This window comes from Streptomyces sp. NPDC042002 (genome assembly GCF_055588305.1).
The window spans coordinates 102714-119945 of sequence record NZ_JBVJCT010000003.1 but is presented as its reverse complement, the minus strand read 5'-3'; the positions used below and the strand labels follow the sequence as shown (position 1 = coordinate 119945).

General features: G+C 71.9%; 14 protein-coding genes. 6 read left to right on the top strand and 8 right to left on the bottom strand.

Annotation, left to right across the window (positions count from 1 at the left end; all coding sequences use genetic code 11):
* The first annotated feature begins 141 nt into the window (after window positions 1–141).
* Genes ACZ6KY_RS05850 through ACZ6KY_RS05835 form a run of 4 tightly spaced genes read left to right on the top strand, consistent with a single transcriptional unit; the run spans window position 142 to window position 4148 of the window.
* Window positions 142–465, top strand: coding sequence for a hypothetical protein (locus ACZ6KY_RS05850; protein ID WP_469309079.1), 324 nt, complete (start codon window positions 142–144; stop codon window positions 463–465).
* A gap of 46 nt (window positions 466–511) precedes the next feature.
* Window positions 512–1333 (top strand): hypothetical protein, encoded by an 822-nt coding sequence (locus ACZ6KY_RS05845; RefSeq protein ID WP_469309078.1) that lies wholly within the window; start codon window positions 512–514, stop codon window positions 1331–1333.
* A gap of 18 nt (window positions 1334–1351) precedes the next feature.
* The gene (locus ACZ6KY_RS05840) at window positions 1352–3325 is read left to right on the top strand and encodes a fumarate reductase/succinate dehydrogenase flavoprotein subunit (protein ID WP_469309077.1); all 1974 of its coding nucleotides are present in this window, start codon (window positions 1352–1354) and stop codon (window positions 3323–3325) included.
* A 52-nt stretch (window positions 3326–3377) separates the two neighbouring features.
* The gene (locus ACZ6KY_RS05835) at window positions 3378–4148 is read left to right on the top strand and encodes a succinate dehydrogenase/fumarate reductase iron-sulfur subunit (protein WP_469309076.1); all 771 of its coding nucleotides are present in this window, start codon (window positions 3378–3380) and stop codon (window positions 4146–4148) included.
* Between the two features lie 57 nt (window positions 4149–4205).
* Here ACZ6KY_RS05835 and ACZ6KY_RS05830 read toward each other — a convergent pair whose 3' ends face one another.
* Window positions 4206–4529, bottom strand: a complete 324-nt coding sequence (locus ACZ6KY_RS05830) for a hypothetical protein (RefSeq protein WP_469309075.1) — start codon at window positions 4527–4529, stop codon at window positions 4206–4208.
* A gap of 306 nt (window positions 4530–4835) precedes the next feature.
* On the opposite strand from ACZ6KY_RS05830, the gene ACZ6KY_RS05825 reads away from it, so the two are divergent.
* Entirely contained in the window at window positions 4836–6353 is a 1518-nt protein-coding gene (locus tag ACZ6KY_RS05825; RefSeq protein WP_469309074.1) for a hypothetical protein, read from the top strand.
* A 272-nt stretch (window positions 6354–6625) separates the two neighbouring features.
* On the opposite strand, the gene ACZ6KY_RS05820 is transcribed toward ACZ6KY_RS05825, so the two are convergent.
* From ACZ6KY_RS05820 to ACZ6KY_RS05795, 6 genes are all read right to left on the bottom strand, one after another.
* Window positions 6626–9322 carry a SpoIIE family protein phosphatase gene (locus ACZ6KY_RS05820; RefSeq protein ID WP_469309073.1) on the bottom strand — a complete coding sequence of 899 codons (2697 nt, stop codon included), beginning with the start codon at window positions 9320–9322 and terminating at the stop codon, window positions 6626–6628.
* Window positions 9323–9571: 249 nt separating this feature from the next.
* Window positions 9572–10003: an ATP-binding protein gene (locus tag ACZ6KY_RS05815; RefSeq protein ID WP_469309072.1), complete on the bottom strand. Its 432-nt coding sequence runs from the start codon at window positions 10001–10003 to the stop codon at window positions 9572–9574.
* 107 nt (window positions 10004–10110) lie between these two features.
* Entirely contained in the window at window positions 10111–10518 is a 408-nt protein-coding gene (locus tag ACZ6KY_RS05810) for a (deoxy)nucleoside triphosphate pyrophosphohydrolase (RefSeq protein WP_469309071.1), read from the bottom strand.
* 45 nt (window positions 10519–10563) lie between these two features.
* Complete coding sequence (locus tag ACZ6KY_RS05805) at window positions 10564–10746, bottom strand: SPOR domain-containing protein (RefSeq protein WP_469309070.1); 183 nt, start codon at window positions 10744–10746, stop codon at window positions 10564–10566.
* Window positions 10747–11135: 389 nt separating this feature from the next.
* A complete protein-coding gene (locus tag ACZ6KY_RS05800; protein ID WP_469309069.1) occupies window positions 11136–11888 on the bottom strand; it encodes a GntR family transcriptional regulator in 753 nt (250 codons plus the stop codon).
* Window positions 11889–12036: 148 nt separating this feature from the next.
* The gene (locus ACZ6KY_RS05795) at window positions 12037–13083 is read right to left on the bottom strand and encodes a DUF4190 domain-containing protein (RefSeq protein WP_469309068.1); all 1047 of its coding nucleotides are present in this window, start codon (window positions 13081–13083) and stop codon (window positions 12037–12039) included.
* Window positions 13084–13502: 419 nt separating this feature from the next.
* Here ACZ6KY_RS05795 and ACZ6KY_RS05790 point away from each other — a divergent pair, with 419 nt between their 5' ends.
* The gene (locus ACZ6KY_RS05790; protein WP_469309067.1) at window positions 13503–14609 is read left to right on the top strand and encodes a threonine synthase; all 1107 of its coding nucleotides are present in this window, start codon (window positions 13503–13505) and stop codon (window positions 14607–14609) included.
* A gap of 75 nt (window positions 14610–14684) precedes the next feature.
* On the opposite strand, the gene ACZ6KY_RS05785 is transcribed toward ACZ6KY_RS05790, so the two are convergent.
* Window positions 14685–17213: a vWA domain-containing protein gene (locus tag ACZ6KY_RS05785; protein ID WP_469309066.1), complete on the bottom strand. Its 2529-nt coding sequence runs from the start codon at window positions 17211–17213 to the stop codon at window positions 14685–14687.
* Window positions 17214–17232: the final 19 nt, after the last annotated feature.

Below are 17232 nucleotides of genomic sequence, written 5' to 3'. Positions count from 1 at the left end.
GGCGCGCACGCTTCGTTCTGGAGCGCTTCAGCCTTCAATCCGTGCACACGCCTTCACACGGGTGCGGGTGACGCGCAACACTCGCAGGCGCATGAACGTTGCCGCCTGGGGCCGCAGGGCCCGCGGAAGTGAGGGCAAGTCATGTCCGTGCACGACGACCTGACGTCAGTCCAGCGCAGCCTCGACGATCTCCAGCGGTCGGTGCGACGCCTGGAACAGCAGATGGGCGCCGGTCTGGAGATGCGCCGCGTGCGCGCCGACGCCGACCACCTGCGGGAGAGCGTCGCGCTGCTGCGCGATGCCACCGGCCCCGCCCCCCGGCTCTCCACCGGGCCCGGACCGGCGGTATCCGCGTCCGGCCGGCTGCCCGACCTGGTGCCCGTCTCCGACACCCCGTACGACAGCTCCCTGTGGACCGATTCCGACGACGAGGGGCTCGGCGCGCACCACGGTCCCTCCCACTGAGCGCCCTCGACACCGGCGCGCCCCCGAACCCGACCGGAGTGCGAAGTTGGCCACTGGTACGGAACCAAATCTGAACAGCGGCGGTGTACGAACCGGTACGCGCGCCGCGATCGCCGCCCCGCACCTGCGGACCGACCGCTGGTGGCTGGCGCCCGCCGCCACCGCGGCCGGGTTGCTGGCCTTCGTCGTGTACTCGACCTGGCGGGCCTTCTCGGACGCGCACTACTACGCGGCGCCGTACGTCTCGCCCTTCTACTCGCCCTGTCTGGCCGAGCGGTGCGGGACCATGCACGCCGGACCGAACGCGGACCTGTTCGGGAGCTGGTGGGCCGTCTCCCCCGCGATCATCATCCTGATCTTCCCGCTCGGCTTCCGGCTGACCTGCTACTACTACCGCAAGGCCTACTACCGGGGCTTCTGGGCGAGCCCCCCGGCCTGCGCGGTCGCCGAGCCGCACAAGAAGTACACCGGCGAGACCCGCTTCCCGCTGATCCTCCAGAACATCCACCGGTACTTCTTCTACGCGGCCCTCGTCGTCGCCGGGATCCTGACGTACGACACCGTGCTCTCCTTCCGCGACGAGCACTACCACTGGGGCCACATGGGCCTCGGCACGCTGGTGTTCCTGGTCAACATCACGCTGATCTGGGCGTACACCCTCTCCTGCCACTCCTGCCGGCACATCGTCGGCGGGAAGCTCAAGCACTTCTCCCAGCACCCCGTGCGCTACCGGATGTGGCAGTGGATCGGGAAGCTGAACGCCCGTCACATGCTGCTGGCCTGGGCCTCGTTGGTGAGCGTGGCGCTCGCCGACTTCTACGTGTACCTGGTCGCGTCCGGCGCCTTCGACGATCCGCGCTTCTTCTGACATGAGTGGGGCCTTCTGATGTCCGTGGTCGACCGACAGGAGTGGGACGTCGTCGTGGTCGGTGCCGGTGGCGCCGGACTGCGTGCCGCGATCGAGGCACGCGAGCGCGGCGCCCGTACGGCGGTGATCTGCAAGTCGCTGTTCGGCAAGGCGCACACGGTGATGGCCGAGGGCGGCATCGCGGCCGCCATGGGCAACGTGAACTCCGGCGACAACTGGCAGGTCCACTTCCGCGACACCATGCGCGGCGGCAAGTTCCTCAACCAGTGGCGGATGGCCGAGCTGCACGCCGGTGAAGCCCCGGACCGGGTATGGGAGTTGGAGACCTGGGGCGCGCTCTTCGACCGCACGAGGGACGGGCGGATCTCGCAGCGCAACTTCGGCGGCCACGAGTACCCGCGCCTCGCCCACGTCGGCGACCGCACCGGACTCGAACTGATCCGCACGCTCCAGCAGAAGATCGTGTCCCTCCAGCAGGAGGACATGAAGGAGACCGGTGACTACGAGTCGCGCCTGAAGGTCTATCAGGAGTGCACCGTCACACGGATCCTGAAGGACGGCGAGCGCGTCTCCGGGACCTTCTGCTACGAGCGCGAGTCGGGCCGTTTCTTCGTCCTCGAAGCGCCCTCCGTGGTGATCGCCACCGGCGGCATCGGCAAGTCCTTCAAGGTGACGTCCAACTCGTGGGAGTACACGGGCGACGGGCACGCGCTGGCGCTCCTCGCCGGGGCGCCGCTGCTGAACATGGAGTTCGTGCAGTTCCATCCGACCGGCATGGTCTGGCCGCCGTCGGTCAAGGGCATCCTCGTCACCGAGTCGGTGCGCGGCGACGGCGGAGTGCTGCGCAACTCCGACGGCAAGCGGTTCATGTTCGACTACATCCCCGATGTCTTCAAGGAGAAGTACGCGCAGTCGGAGGAGGAGGGCGACCGCTGGTACGAGGACCCGGACCACAACCGGCGCCCGCCCGAGCTGCTGCCGCGTGACGAGGTCGCGCGGGCGATCAACTCCGAGGTGAAGGCGGGCCGCGGATCCCCGCACGGCGGCGTCTTCCTCGACGTGTCGACCCGGATGCCCGCCGAGGTGATCAAGCGCCGACTCCCGTCCATGTACCACCAGTTCAAGGAGCTGGCCGACGTCGACATCACGGCGGAGGCCATGGAGGTCGGGCCCACCTGCCACTACGTGATGGGCGGCGTCGCGGTCGACTCGGACACGGCGGCGGCCCGCGGCGTACCCGGGCTGTTCGCGGCCGGTGAGGTCGCTGGCGGCATGCACGGCTCCAACCGGCTCGGCGGCAACTCGCTCTCCGACCTGCTGGTGTTCGGGCGGCGGGCCGGGTGGCACGCGGCGGAGTACGCGGCCGGTCTCACCGGGGACGGCGGCACCCGCCCACCCCTGGACGAGGCGCAGATCGACGCGGCCGCCGCGGAGGCGCTGCGGCCCTTCTCTGCCGAGGGACCCGAATCCGTCCCGTCCGCCGAGGGCGCCCCGGCCCCCGGCGCGCACCCGCCCGAGAACCCGTACACCCTGCACCAGGAACTCCAGCAGACCATGAACGACCTGGTCGGCATCATCCGCCGCGAGGCCGAGATGGAGCGGGCCCTGGAGAAGCTCGCCGAGCTGCGGGTCCGGGCGCGCCGGGCCGGGGTGGAGGGCCACCGTCAGTTCAACCCGGGCTGGCACCTCTCCCTGGACCTGCGCAACATGCTCCTGGTCAGCGAGTGCGTGGCACGGGCGGCGCTGGAGCGCACGGAGTCGCGCGGCGGGCACACCCGCGAGGACCACCCGGCGATGGAGCGCTCCTGGCGCCGGATCAACCTCCTGTGCCGGCTCACCGACCCCACCGGCGGGCTGGCCGCCACCGACCCGGTGGCCGGACAGATCGACCTGGTGAACGAGACCACCCAGCCCATCCGCCCCGACCTGCTCGCCCTCTTCGAGAAGGAGGAGCTGGTCAAGTACCTCGCCGAAGAGGAGCTGTACGAGTGAGCAGCCGCAAGGAGTGGTACGCGCTGGAGCGGTACGAGGAGGCGCGGTACGCGTGAGCAGCTACGAGGCCCGCTTCAAGGTGTGGCGCGGGGACGTGAAGGGCGGTGGCCTGAAGGACTTCGAGGTCGAGGTCAACGACGGCGAGGTGGTGCTGGACATCATCCACCGCCTCCAGGCCACCCAGGCCCCCGACCTCGCCGTGCGCTGGAACTGCAAGGCGGGCAAGTGCGGTTCGTGCTCGGCGGAGGTCAACGGCCGGCCGCGGCTGATGTGCATGACGCGGATGTCGGTGTTCACCCGGGAGGAGACGATCACCGTCACCCCGCTGCGCGCGTTCCCGGTCGTACGGGATCTGGTGACCGACGTCGGCTTCAACTACGACAAGGCGCGGGAGGTCCCCGCCTTCGTACCGCCCGCCGGTGTCGGACCCGGTGAGTACCGGATGATGCAGGAGGACGTCGACCGTTCGCAGGAGTTCCGCAAGTGCATCGAGTGCTTCCTGTGCCAGGACACCTGCCATGTCGTGCGTGACCACGAGGAGAACAAGCCGGCGTTCGCCGGACCGCGCTTCCTGATGCGGGTGGCGGAGCTGGACATGCACCCGCTGGACGCGGCGGCGGAGGCCGGTCTTGACCGCAAGCGCACGGCCCAGGACGAGCACGGCCTCGGCTACTGCAACATCACCAAGTGCTGCACGGAGGTCTGCCCCGAGGGCATCAAGATCACGGACAACGCGCTGATCCCCTTGAAGGAACGGGCCGTCGACCGCAAGTACGACCCGCTGGTGTGGCTGGGCTCGAAGATCGGCAGGCGGCGGACGTAGACGGGAGTGGGGCGGGGACGGGCGGCACGCCGTCCCCCGTCCACGCGCGTCCTGCCGTCATCGCTCCCCGGGGTCCGGCAGGACCGCGGCGCGGCTGCCCGGGCGCTGCCCCAGCGTCTGGGCCGTCTGGCCCACGAGGAACAAGGCCAACCCGCCCAGGACGTACGGCGCCATGTCGAGGTCGGGTCCGCGGAACGGTCCGAGGAACATGAACAGGGACATGCCCACGGCCCCCGCCAGCGCGCCCGACCCCCACAGCGTCGGGCGCACGACCCGGCCGCGGAACCACGGCGGAACCCGGTAGGTCGTGATGGCCGCGATCCCGAGTCCGGCCTGCGCGGTGACAACCAGCGCGGCGAACCCCACGAAATACCAGTGCATCGAGCCCCCGTTTCCCCCCGCGTACCGGAGTGGGCACGCGTCCCGATCATGGCACGCGGGGCCATGGCAGTCATCCTCCGCCCCGTCCTCCGGGGACGCCGTCACGTCGGTCCGCGAGCGGCGGGAGCGCCCGGATCAGGACCCTCGCACCCCGTCCGTACGCCCCCGTACCTCCCGTACTCCACGTGTCACCAACTCCCCGTATACCGGTCGCGGAGGCGCTCGAACGGCCATACGCTCCCAAATGTGACGTCGTCCCAGAGTCGAAGCCGGTCGCGCCGGGCCCCGTCGCACAGAGCCGTGCGGGTGGCGCACGCCGTGCTCGGGGGGCTGGTCGCGGCGGGCTGGCTGGTGCTGCCGCTGGCGCGGGCGGGGGCCGACGACCCGGCGGCCGTGGCGCGGAGCGCGGGGGTCACCGCCGCGCCGGCCGCGGCCCCGCGGGACGGGTCGGCGACCGGCGATCTCGTGCCGCCCCTGGTCGCGGTCGGCGCCGCGGGCGCGCTGGCGGCGTACGCGTACGCGCGCCGCAGACGGCGGGCGACGACCCGGACGACACCCGGCGGCGACCCCGAGGTCGTACCCCTCCACGAACTCGACCGGCAGGCCCGGCGGTTGCTCGTCGAGATCGACGACTGCGTACGCGTCTGCACCGAGGAGCTGGGCCTCGCCGCGGACCGGTCGGCGGGCGACGTGATCGAACCGTTCGTATACGACCTGCGGCACGCGGAGGCCGAACTCGCCGCGGCCTTCCGGCTGCGGCAGCGCCTCGACGAGGCGGAGGCGAGTGGCGCGATCCTGGCCGAGGACGACACCAGGGAGGTCCTGGAGGAGATCATCGCCCGGTGCCAGGACGCCGGCCGGCGGCTGGACGAGGCGGCTCCGGGGTTCGACCAGATCCGGGCGCTGGAACGGAACGCGGTGGCCGCCCTGGAGTCCGCCGAGACCCGCTTCCGTGAGGTCGCCGCGCGCACCCCGGCCGCCGAGGCCACGATCGCCGATCTCCACAAGCGGTACGCCCCGGCCACCTCGATCCCGGTCGCCGGCGACGCCGAACAGGCCAAGGACCGGCTCGTGTTCACCACGTTCCATCTCAACCAGGCACGGCAGTACGCGGACCGGGGCGACGGCGCGAAGGCGGCCGCCCATCTACGGGCGGCGGAGGGGGCGTTGGGGCAGGCCGCCGACCTGGTGGACGGCGTGGACCGGCTGGCGGGCGAACTGACCGCGGCGGCGGCGGAGTTGCCTGAGGCGCTCGCGGCGGTGGAGGCCGTTCGGGAAGCGGCCCGCGGACTCCCGCCGGACGGTCCTGCCGGACTCGTCGGGCAGTTGGGGCGTACGGAGGCGCTCCTCTCCGGGGTGCGTCACGAGACGGCGGCGGGGCCGCACGATCCGCTGGACGCGCTGCGCCGGGTGATGGAGGCCGCCGCGGGCCTCGCGGGGGCAGGGGGCGGTGACGTGCCCGCCGGGCGCGCCCGCGCGCTGCTCCCCGCCCGCAGCGCCCTCGCCGGGGCGTCCTGCTTCATCGGCACGCACCGCGGAGCGGTCGGCAGCGAGGCCCGGACCCGGTTGGCCGAGGCGGAACGGCTGCTCGGGCCGGGGTCCGCGGGCCTGTCCGAGGTGCGCAGGGCCGATGGCCTCGCCCGGGAGGCCCGACGGCTGGCCGAGCGGGACGTACGGGCGTACGGCAATCCAGCGGGCGGCCGCGGGGGCGCCGGAGCGGGCGGCGCGGTGCTCGGCGGAATCCTCCTGAGCGACGGAGAGGGCGGCCCGATGAGTTACGGCGGCCCGCGCACCCGGGGCCGCCGGGCGGCCTCCCTCACCTGAGCGGGCGAGCCGAGAAGGCCCGTGCTCCCCGTCCGGCCGCGGAAGCCGGCGGGTCTGACGCCGACGGGCCCGCTCCGGGGGCGCGCGCCGAGGCGGTTCGCGCCCTCCGGTGCCCGCCCCTGCCTGTTCCCGTCCCCGCCGGGGCACCCGTCGCCCGAGGGCCCGTGGACGGAGTCTGCGGCCCTACGGGCGCGGCGGACCACCATGGGGACGACCGCAGGCCGCGCCCCGGCCCTCAGCCCTCGTGAACCCCGGCCCCCAGCCCCCAGCCCTCAGAACAGGCTGAGCAAGGCCTCCGCCGGGTCGGTGAGCCCCGTCTCCCCGTCCGGCAGCGGGAGTTCGAACCACACGGTCTTCCCGCGCGGGGTCCGGCGGGAGCCCCACCCCGCGGAGAGGAGGCCGACGAGTTGCAGGCCCCGCCCGCCCTCGTCGGTGTCGCGGGCGCGACGGCGGCGCGGCTGGACGAGGCCGGCGTCCCAGACCTCGCAGACGAGGGTGCGGTCGAGCAGCAGCCGCAGCCTGATCTCGCCCTCGCCGTACCGCAGGGCGTTCGTCACCAGCTCGCTGACCAGCAGTTCCGTCGTGTCGACAAGAGGCTCCAGGTCCCAGGCGACCAGCTGGGTGCGCGCGTACTCACGGGCCCGCCCGACGCTGCGCGGTTCACGCGGCAGGGTCCAGTCACCGACGGAGTCGGCCGGCAGCCCCTGGACGCGTGCCATGAGCAGGGCGATGTCGTCCTCGCCGTGGTGGGTGTCGAGGGTGTTGAGGACGTGGTCGCAGACGTCCTCCAGCGCGCTGGAGGGGTCGGTGAGGGCGCCGACGAACGCTTGCAGACCCTCGTCGAGGGGGTGGTCGCGCGATTCGACCAGTCCATCCGTGTAGAGCGCCAGCAGTGCGCCTTCGGGCAGTTCGACCTCCACCTCCTCGAAGGGTTCGCCACCCACCCCGAGCGGCATCCCGGGCGGCACGTCGAGCATCAGCGCGGTCTCTCCGGGCTCGACCAGCACCGGGGGCAGGTGGCCCGCGTTGGCGAAGGTGCACCGGCGCGTCACCGAGTCGTAGACGGCGTACACGCAGGTCGCGAGGTACACCTCGGAGAGGTCGGCGTCGCGGGGCTGGCGGGCCGTGCGGGTGGCCTGCTGGACCCCTCCGGGGGTGCCGAGGCCGCGCGCGATCTCGTCCAGCGCCGAGAGGACCTCGGCGGGTTCGAGGTCGAGCAGGGCCAAGGTGCGTACCGCGGTGCGGAGTTCGCCCATCGCGACGGCGGCGCGCAGCCCGCGGCCCATCACGTCGCCCACCACGAGGGCCGTGCGGTGGCCGGGGAGTTCGATGACGTCGAACCAGTCGCCGCCGACCTCCGTCGCCGCGTTGCCCGGCAGATAGCGGCACGCGATGTCGAGACCGGAGGCCTCGGGGTCGCCCGGGGGCAGCAGGGACCGTTGCAGGATGAGGGCGCGTTCGTGCTCGCGGCGGTACAGGCGCGCGTTGTCGATACAGACGGCCGCGCGGGCGGCCAGCTCCACGGCGAGGGCGCGGTCGCGTTCCCCGAAGGGCTCGCTGCCCTTCGTACGGGAGAACTGGGCGAGTCCCACGACGGTGTCGTGGGCGACCATCGGGACCGCGAGCGTGGACTGGATGAGGCCGCCCTCTTCGGCGGGGATGTGCTGCGGCCTCGCGGTGCGCAGGGCGTCCGCGCAGAGCGAGTTGAACGGGTAGTGGTGGACCGCGCCGACGGCGACGGGCGCCGGCCCGCCGACGAAGGGCGCGTCGGAGACGGCGCTGGCGAAGGCGACCCGGCGGAGTTCGGCACTGCCGTCCGCGAGGCCCGGCGGGGTCTCGTCGCCGGCCAGCAGACCCTGGTACAGGTCGACCGTCGCGAGGTCGCAGAAGCCGGGGACCACGACGTCGAGGAGTTCGCGTGCGGTGGTCTCCAGGTCGAGGGAGTTGCCTATGCGGGCGCCCGCCTCGTTCAGAAGGGCGAGATTTCGCCGTGCGGCGGCCGCTTCCCTGGCGGCGGCGCGGCGGGAGGTGATGTCGGTTCCGAGCCAGGCGATACCGATGGGACGGCCGCTGCCGCTGTGCACCCGGTAGAGGTTGATGGACCAGTGGCGGCGCTCGTCGGAGCCGGGGACCTGTCCGGTGACGTGCATGTCCGTGATCGAGTCACCGGTCTCCAGGACCCGGCGCAGGATCGCCGTCACCCGCTCGGCCTCCGCGCGCGGGAGATAGTCGTGAACGCCCTTGCCGCGGTGGTCGTCGACGCTTCCGCCGAAAATGGAGGCGAACCGCTGGTTGGCGCGCCGGACCCGGAGGTCCGTGTCGATCAGCAGGAATCCGAAAGGAGATTGACCGAAAATCGCCTGCGAGGCGGCGAGGTCCGTCTCGATGTTCCGCAGGGTGCGGACGTCCACGACGATGCAGAGGGCGGCCCGCTCACCGTGCTCGGTCGTGGTCGGCATCACATAGACCTCGGCGAGGCCCTCGGTGCCCCCGGAGCTCTCGGCGCCCTCACCGGTGTCCTCGGAGGCGGGCGTCCGGAAGGGCACCAGACCGGTCCACTCGCGGCCGTCCAGGATCTCCGCCATCTTCCGCTGACCGAACTCACGCTGGTCGGCGGTGACGAACGCCTCGATGGGGTCCATGCCGACGGCCCGCTCCGCGGAGATCCCGAAGAGCTGCTCGGCCCGCAGACTCCACTGGTCGACCAGCCCGTCGGCGCCGATGGAGAAGGAGGCGGCCTTGATGTAGTCGTAGATCGAACCGGGTGGGCTGCTCTGCCACATGGCGTCACCCGGCGCCTCGCCGACCGCGTCACCGGCCAGGCCTGCCACCGCGCCGTCGGCCTCTTCGCCCGTGGTCCCGCCCCCGGCCCCGCCGGGAACGGCGCGCGCCGAATCGCCCGCCGCATCAGCCCTCGCGCCGTCCGACGGGTCCTCGGACTCCGTGGCCTTCGCTGGTATCTCGCTCACGCGAACCGTCCCCTCCAGCTCACCGCGTCCGGCACCGGTCACCGGAGGCGGCTGCCCGCAGTATCCAGCACTACGGCGCCGCACGACACGGTGTTCACGATCACAGCACGGTCCCGATGGTTTTTGGACCGGCCGCGACATACTCCCAAGTCTTCTAACCAGGTGGCGCCCCGTCGAATCAAACAATCCGACACCCGTCGGGGTCATGATCCGGCCGGACACCGCGCGGTCGTCGGAACCCTCCGCGTCTCAGCCCGGCACGGCCAGCTCGAACCAGACGGTCTTGCCGGTGTCCGCGGGCCGGGTGCCCCAGCGTCTGCACGAGCCGGCCACGAGCTGGAGTCCGCGGCCGCTCTCGTCGGAGGTGTCGGCGGCCCGTTCGCGGGGCGGGTCCGGCAGCGGGTCGGAGACCTCGACGCGGAGAGCGTCCGGCACGTCCCCGGGACGTACGAGGCGGACACCGATCGGGCCCGTCGCGTGCCGGAGCGAGTTCGTCACCAGTTCACTGACCAGCAGTGCGGCGATGTCACCGAGAGAGTCGAGACCCCATTCGTGCAGCTGTCCCCGGACGACGGCGCGGGCGGTGCGGACGGCACCGGGCTCCGCGGGAAAGGTCCACTCTGCGCAGTCGCCTTCGGTGTCGATCAAGCCGATCACTTCCCAGGCCAGGAACCCACCCATGTCGGGTTTCGTGGGATTAATGGGCACATACCCGGTATGCGTGATGCCTTACCGCACCAGGGGGCACACTATGGCGCGAACGGCGTACGAATTCCGCGCCCGGCTCGTCACGCGCCCGGATCGAGCCACGGCAGCGCGCCCTTGACCGCCGGTACGTCCTGGTCCAGCCAGTCCACGTCCCAGACCTCTTCGGGGGTCAGCCAGCGCAGCTCGTCGTGATCCTGGAGGGCTCCGGGTTCGGCCGAGCCGGGCAGCAGCCGGGCGGCCCACACCACGAGGACGTATCCCGGCTTCAGGGGCCACTCGCCGGGGACGCGCTCCAGCGCCTCCGCGTCGACGCCGAGCTCTTCGCGCAGCTCGCGCACGAGGGCCCGCTCGGGGGTCTCGCCCGGCTCGACCTTGCCGCCCGGCAGTTCCCAGCGCCCGGCGAGTTCGGGGGGTGCGCTGCGGCGGGCGGCGAGCAGGCGCCCGTCGCGCACCAGGGCGCCTCCGACCACCACGATCCGTTCCGTCATGCGCCGGAGCCTACGGGAGCGGGGCGGGGTCCCGGGCGGGATGGATCAGTGGGTTCCGTTCTGCCCTATCCGCTCGACCCAGTAGAGCTGTTTGTGCCCGCGGTCGTCGAGGCTGTCCGCGATCTTCTGCGCCTCGGCGCGGGTCGCGTACCTGCCCACGCGATAGCGATTGCCGTTGTCGTCCTGCCGTATGACGAGCCAGGGAAGAGTGATCGTGCTGTCGGTCATCAAGCCCCTCCGCTTCCCGCCCCGGGCCCCCGCCGAACCCCGCATTCCAAGGAAACCGCATTCCGCATATGCCCGAGCCTACGCCTAACCTTCACGCAGCGAATACGTCTTTTCACGAAGAGGTACGCAACCGGCCAGTAGGGAACGCCGGCCCGGGGGGCGCACGCCGTCGAACGCGCCGCCCTCGGCTCCCCGCGCGCCCTCGAACAGGGCTAAGTCCTTCCCCGGCCCGCCAGTTGAGAACGGCCAGATTCCAACCGGGTTCACGGACGGCCCCGTTGAGGCACCGGCGGTCCGCACGGGGACCGCCGGTCATGGCGCACGCCCAGAGGCCGGACGCTACGGCGCGTGAAAGGGCGTACGAAGTGCCGTACGGAGGTGCCGCGCGGTCACTTCACGGGCAGGTGGTAGGCGATCCGGTACCGGTCGGCCGGGACCACCACGTCCGCCGTCTCCACTGGACGGCCCGAGGCGTAGAAGGTGCGCTGGATGACGACGACCACATGCCCGGGTACGCCGCCCAGCGCGAGGAGTTCCTCGGCGAGGCCGGGGCGCGCGCCCACTTCCTCGGTGACGTTGTCCACGATCACGTCGATGGCCGCCATGCGCTCGACGACACCCATGCCGCCGAGCGGGCCCTCCTCGGGGAGCATCACCGGCGTACGCCCCGTGACGGCGAGCGACTCCCACGACGTGGAGAGCATCATCGCCTCGCCGCCGTCCCGGTAGACGTAGTTCGTGCACATCACACGGTCGCCCGGCTGGATGGCCAGCCGCTCGGCGATCGCGCCGCTCGCCTCGACCTGCCGGCTGTGGGACTCCCAGGTGCCGCGCACGGCGAGGTCGGCCTGCTCCTGGCGGAAGGGGGTGGCACCGCTGTCCGGCCGGTATCCGGACCGGGCCACGCGGCGCGGCACCGGCCGCTCCCGTACGTAGGTTCCCGAACCGGAGCGGCCCTCGACCAGGCCCTCGGCCATCAGGACCTTGCGCGCCTCCAGGGCGACCGTGTCCGAGACGCCGTACTCCTCGCGGATTCTGGCCTGCGAGGGGAGTCGGGTGTGCGGTGGCAGCGAGCCGTCGACGATCTTCTTGCGGAGATCACCCGCGACACGCAAGTACGCCGGCTGCTCACCGAAAGTCACTTAGCCGCTCCCATCAGGTTGTACAGACAGCAACAGCGTGGCAACCGTGGGTTGTGCCATGCAAGCAAAGGCCAGAGAATCACTCGATGTGATGACGCATGCCCCTTGAGGGCATTACGCAGGCGCTTTCTCCCCACTGTGGCCGCCGTCACACCTCGATTCCGCCGCCGCCTTCACCACCGTTGTCGCCGCCCTCGGCGTCGTCGTGCTTCGGCGGAGTGGTGGCGAGCCCCAGAACCTTGCGGGTGGTGACCGTCTTCTTGGGGTCGATGAGCTTCACGCCCTTTTCGTAGTGCGCGTAGAAGGTGTCCGCGTCCGGCGCGTCCGCGGCCTTCGCCCACTCCTTCCGGGACCGGTCGAGGTCCTTGACCAGGGCCGCGACCCGCGCGCTCGCCGCCGGGGCGAACGGGTGGCCGCGGAGCAGGCCCGCCTGTGCGGCGAGCGCGCCCGAGACCCGGGTCGCCCACTTCTTGTGGCCCGGCAGATCGTCCTCGACGTACGCCTTGTCGGGGGCCGAGTCCATCGCCCTGTTGAGGATCCGCGCGGCCTTCAGGTAGGCGAGCTGGTCCGCGTCGAGCGTCGTGGCGTCCTTGCGCAGGGAGCCGGTCAGGGTGCCCTGCTCGTCGGTGTTCCCGAACATGCAGGTGATCTCGCGGTCGCCCGTGCGCCAGCTCTGCGGGGTCGGCGTGAAGTAGTAGACGTCGACGTTGTCCGGGACGGCCCAGCCGTCCATCGCGTACGTGTCCGTGAGCGCGTAGCACTGGTCGCCGGCTTCGGCGGAGACCGCGGAGTCGCCGGGGTAGGAGTCGCCGTGCGCCGCCACCTCGGCGAACACCTCGGCGTCGTGCTTCCCGGCGCACGGCACCGTGTCGACGTCGTAGGCGAGGCCCTCCAGGGTGTCGCCCGGCGCGTCGAAGCACTCGCCCTTGTGCAGGGAGAACGTGTTGCCGGTGCCGCCCGCCCCCTCCTTGACGCCGTCCCAGAAGTCGCCCGCTCCCCCGGTGGCGACCATGAGCACGAGCAGGAGGACACCGATCGACGACATCACCATGCCGCCCACCGCCATCCCCTTGCCGCGCTCGCCGCGCTTCTTGATCTGGACGAGCGCCACGATCCCGAGCACCAGCCCGACGGCGGGCAGGAAGCAGAGGATGCCGAGCACCAGCGCGGTGATCGCGAACCCGTTGAAGGGCACGGGCCGGTTGTACGGCGAGTAACCCTGCCCCCAGGGCTGGTACGGGCCCGCGTACGGGAACTGCTGGTACGGCCCTTGCTGGTACGGCCCTTGCGGGTATGGCCCTTGCGGCAAAGGGCCCTGGGGGTACGGAGCGTGCGGATACGGAGGCGGGTGCGCACCGGGCGCCACCGGGGTGCCGGGCGGTGCCTCCGGAGCGCCCGGCGGCGTCCCTGGCGGCGGGTACTGTCCCTCGGGCTGCTGCGGGCCGGGCGGCGGGGGTATGGCCACGAGTTCCCTTGCTCCTCATCCACCTGCGGTGGAACCTGTGTACGACTGCCGAATGACTGGGCGCATCGTAAGCGCGGCACGGCGGGGCCATGACAGCGGGCGTCAGCTCGTGACGCTCCGTCACCCCCGGGCGCGTCTACCCTGCGCCTATGACTCCACTGCCGGACTGCTTCTGCCCGACGGACGGCACCCGTGTCCCCGCCGGCTCGCTCGCCTGGTGCTGCCCGGTCTGCCGCGGCCCGCTCGATCTGGACTTCGCGCCGACGCCGGCTCCCCTCACCTCCCTGACCGGGCGGGTGAACTCGCTGTGGCGGTACGCGGAGTGCCTGCCGCTGGCCGCGCCCACGGTCAGCCTCGGCGAGGGCCGCACTCCTCTGGTCCCGCTTCGCGAGGGCGTCTCGGCCAAGCTCGACTTCCTGATGCCGACGCTGTCGTTCAAGGACCGCGGGGCCGTGCTGCTGGCCGAGCTGGCGCTGCGGCTGCGGCCCCGGCAGGTGCTCGCGGACAGCAGCGGCAACGCGGGCACGGCCGTCGCCGCGTACTGCGCGCGGGCCGGGCTGCATTGCACCGTGTACGTCCCCGAGGGCACCTCCGCGAAGAAGCTGGAGCAGATCGAGGCGCACGGGGCGCGGCTGCGGGTGGTCGAGGGCGACCGCGAGGCGACGGCGCGGGCGGCCCGCGAGGCGGCCGACGAGGACGGCGTGTTCTACGCCTCGCACGTGTTCAACCCGTACTTCCTGCACGGCACGAAGACGTACGTCCACGAACTCTGGGAGGACCTCGGCGGACGACTTCCGGACGTCGTCGTGGTGCCGGTCGGCAACGGCACACTGCTCCTCGGCGCCGCCCTCGCCGTGGCCGAACTGCACGCGGCGGGGCTCATCGACCGCAGGCCCGCCCTGTACGCCGTCCAGTCCGCCGCGGTCGCCCCGCTGGCCCGCGCCTGGTCCGAGGGCGCCGACGACCTCGTCGGTGTCACCCCCATGGCGCCCACGTTCGCCGAGGGCATCGCGATCCCGCATCCGCTCCGGGCCCGCCAGATCCTGCGCGCGGTGCGCGCCTCCGGGGGCGCCTTCCTGACCGTGACGGAGGACCAGATCCGCCACGCGCAGACGGATCTCGCGGGGCGCGGGCTGTACGTGGAGTCCACGGGGGTGGCCTGCTGGGCGGCGGTCCGGGAGGGCGCGCTGGGCGGACGGGAGGCCGTGGTGCCGCTGTGCGGCGCCGGGGTGAAGACGGGAATGGCGCAGGACTGATCACAGCGGCCTGACCCGCGCCGCCCTTCGGCCACGCGCCCGGAGCGGGGATCCGGGCGCGTGGCCGCGGGTGTGTCACCCGGTGGCGTCGATCGGTTTGAGCAGCGTGCCCGCGGCGCGGACCGAGACGACCGGATGCTGGTTGGCCTTGAACAGGATGACCCGCTGATAGGTCCCGTCGGTGAACACCGGCGCGGGCTGGTGGTCGAGGATCTCCTCGAACATGCCGTCCTTCAGGGCGAAGACGACCTCGTCGTCGTGACCGGGGCCCAGCCGCTCGTGCCGCACGTCCTGCGGTGTGACGGTGATCCTCGTCGCCCGCAGCCCGCTGGGGTGGTGGAGGATGCGTTCGGTCCTCACCCTCGTCGTACGGGCGTCGACCTTCACCGCGGCCACCGTGGAGACGGTGAGCTGGCGGTCGAACGCGTTGCCCTGCGGGTCCTGGCCGTCGGCGAAGACCTTCCAGCCGTACGCGCCGGCCTTGAGCACCCGGCTGAACGTGTTGGTGTAGTCGCCTGTGCCGTTCTTGTCGTGCAGGAGGTCGGTGCCGTCCGCGAACAGGCCCGGCGCCTGGTGGCGCGGCCACCGGGACCAGCCGTTGTGGCGCATCAGGTCGATGACGCGCTGCTCGGCCGGCGGCGGGACGTCCCTGCCGCCCGGGTTCGCCGGTGCCGTGGCCGCCGGCGGGGCCGCCGACAGGGCGGCCGCCGACAGCGCCTCGCCAAGGCCCACGGCGGGGGCGTCGAGTTCGGCGCGGACGACGGCGCCGAGGACCGGTGCCGCGTCGCGGCGGATGCGGACCGTCAGGACCATGTCGTCGCCGGTCAGGTACGCCTGCTGGTCCAGCGTCAGTTCGGCCTTGAGGTGCAGGTCCTCGTAGAGCAGCACCTGGTCCGGTGTCAGCGCCTTCGGCTCCTGGGTGGTCCTGTCCAGCAGGCTCACCCGCCATATGACCTCCCCCTCGGGCAGCTTGTCCGGCGCGCCGACCGAAAGGGCCTGGTCGGTCTCCGACACGTTGGCTTCGGGCACCGGGCTGGGCGGGACGAAGCCGAGGCCGTCCCACAGGTCGAGCGCGATGGTGCCGTCCGTCGGCGGGGCGATCACCGAGAGGACGACCCGGTCGGCGTCCGTGGTCCTGACGTAGACCCGGCCGGCCTCGCTGGGGATGGGCTCGGGCGCCTTGTCGCTCGGGCTGGGCCGGTTGACCTCCTGGGAGAAGTGCAGCATGTCGGTGAACACCCCGGGCAGGCCGGCCGGGTCGAGGACCTGGTTGAAGCCGGTGTCGGTGAGTTTCCTGAGCAGTTCGACGTCGATGGTCGAGCCGAGGCCGATGACGTACATGCGCGCGCCGGCCAGGATCAGCTTCCTGGCACCGGTGACGCTGGTGAGCGCCTCCACCGTCCCGGGCGGCGCGTTGTCCGGCACTGTGTCACCGATGTAGTAGTGGCCCGCGTTCTGGAGCCCGTCGGTCATGCAGACCACGGTGAAACGCCGGTCGCCGATCGGGCCGGCGTCGGCGAGCAGGTCGAGGGCGGCGACGAGGCCGTCGCCGATGTTGGTGTTGTCGGCCGGCTGTCCCAGGTCGAGCGTGTTGATGGCCTCGCGCGCGTCCTTCAGTGCCGTGAGCGGCATCGCGATCTCGACCTCGTCGGAGACCGGCAGCCCGTGCCAGCCGCCGGGGTCGGTGAACGTGACGATGCCGATCCGGTCCTGGTCGTTGACGCCCGCGCGGGCGTCGGCGATGAGGTGGACGAGGGCCCGGGTGGCGATGACGGCGTTGGTCCACTTGTTCTCGGCGGCCATGCTGCCGGAGCGGTCCAGCACCAGCACGATGTCCTGCGGCCGGTGGCTGATCGTCAGCTGCCTGGGCTCGCTCACGTTGGTGAGGAAGCCGTCGGTGCCGAACGAGGTGGTGAGTGTCAGCGGGGCTGCGATCGTCGCGTACACGCCCGGAAGCGTCACGTCGAGCGTCGGGGTGTCGGTGGTCTCGTCCATCGGAAGGATCGCCAGTTCGGCGTCATGGTGCCAGAGGTAGCTCGGCGTGAACGCGTTCGGCGGCAGGTTGGCGAGCCCGAGCACGGTCGGCTCGGAGGCCAGGCCCGTCGCGTCGTCGGCCACCAGCGTGACGTGATCCTGTTCCAGCGCCGTTCCCGGGTCCTGGACCACCGCGCGCGGGTCGCAGATCACGTAGTCGACCAGGGCGGTGGTGTCGGAGAACCGGATGTCCCACTGGTTCGGCGCGGTCCGGCTGCCGCGCAGGGTCCACGGGGAGCCGAGGGAGCCGAGGGTCTGGTTGGTGATCCGGCAGTTGACCAGGACGGTGTCGGTGTCGGTGTCCGGCGGGCCGACCGTGACCCCCACGGTGAAGTCGCCGACCGTCACCTCCTGGCCCGGCGGGACGGTCAGCAGGTTGATCGGGGCGTTGCCGGTGAGGGTGAGTTCGAGGATCGGGTCGGCGGCGGTCACACCGTAGGTGATGTTGACGGCCTTGGTGACCCCGGCGGCGATGTCCTGGTGGAAGTGCAGTACGAACGCCTTCGCGTCGCTGACCGTGTAGGAGTTGGTGGCCGGGACGGTGGACTTGGTGATGCGTGGCTGTGGCATGGAACGCCCTTCTCGGATC

Coding starts and splice junctions, on each gene's coding strand:
- ACZ6KY_RS05840 (WP_469309077.1), top strand. CDS start 1,352: ATGTCCGTGGTCGACCGACAGGAGTGGGACGTCGTCGTGGTCGGTGCC.
- ACZ6KY_RS05785 (WP_469309066.1), bottom strand. CDS start 17,213: ATGCCACAGCCACGCATCACCAAGTCCACCGTCCCGGCCACCAACTCC.
- ACZ6KY_RS05810 (WP_469309071.1), bottom strand. CDS start 10,518: ATGACGGAACGGATCGTGGTGGTCGGAGGCGCCCTGGTGCGCGACGGG.
- ACZ6KY_RS05850 (WP_469309079.1), top strand. CDS start 142: ATGTCCGTGCACGACGACCTGACGTCAGTCCAGCGCAGCCTCGACGAT.
- ACZ6KY_RS05815 (WP_469309072.1), bottom strand. CDS start 10,003: ATGGGTGGGTTCCTGGCCTGGGAAGTGATCGGCTTGATCGACACCGAA.
- ACZ6KY_RS05805 (WP_469309070.1), bottom strand. CDS start 10,746: ATGACCGACAGCACGATCACTCTTCCCTGGCTCGTCATACGGCAGGAC.
- ACZ6KY_RS05830 (WP_469309075.1), bottom strand. CDS start 4,529: ATGCACTGGTATTTCGTGGGGTTCGCCGCGCTGGTTGTCACCGCGCAG.
- ACZ6KY_RS05790 (WP_469309067.1), top strand. CDS start 13,503: ATGACTCCACTGCCGGACTGCTTCTGCCCGACGGACGGCACCCGTGTC.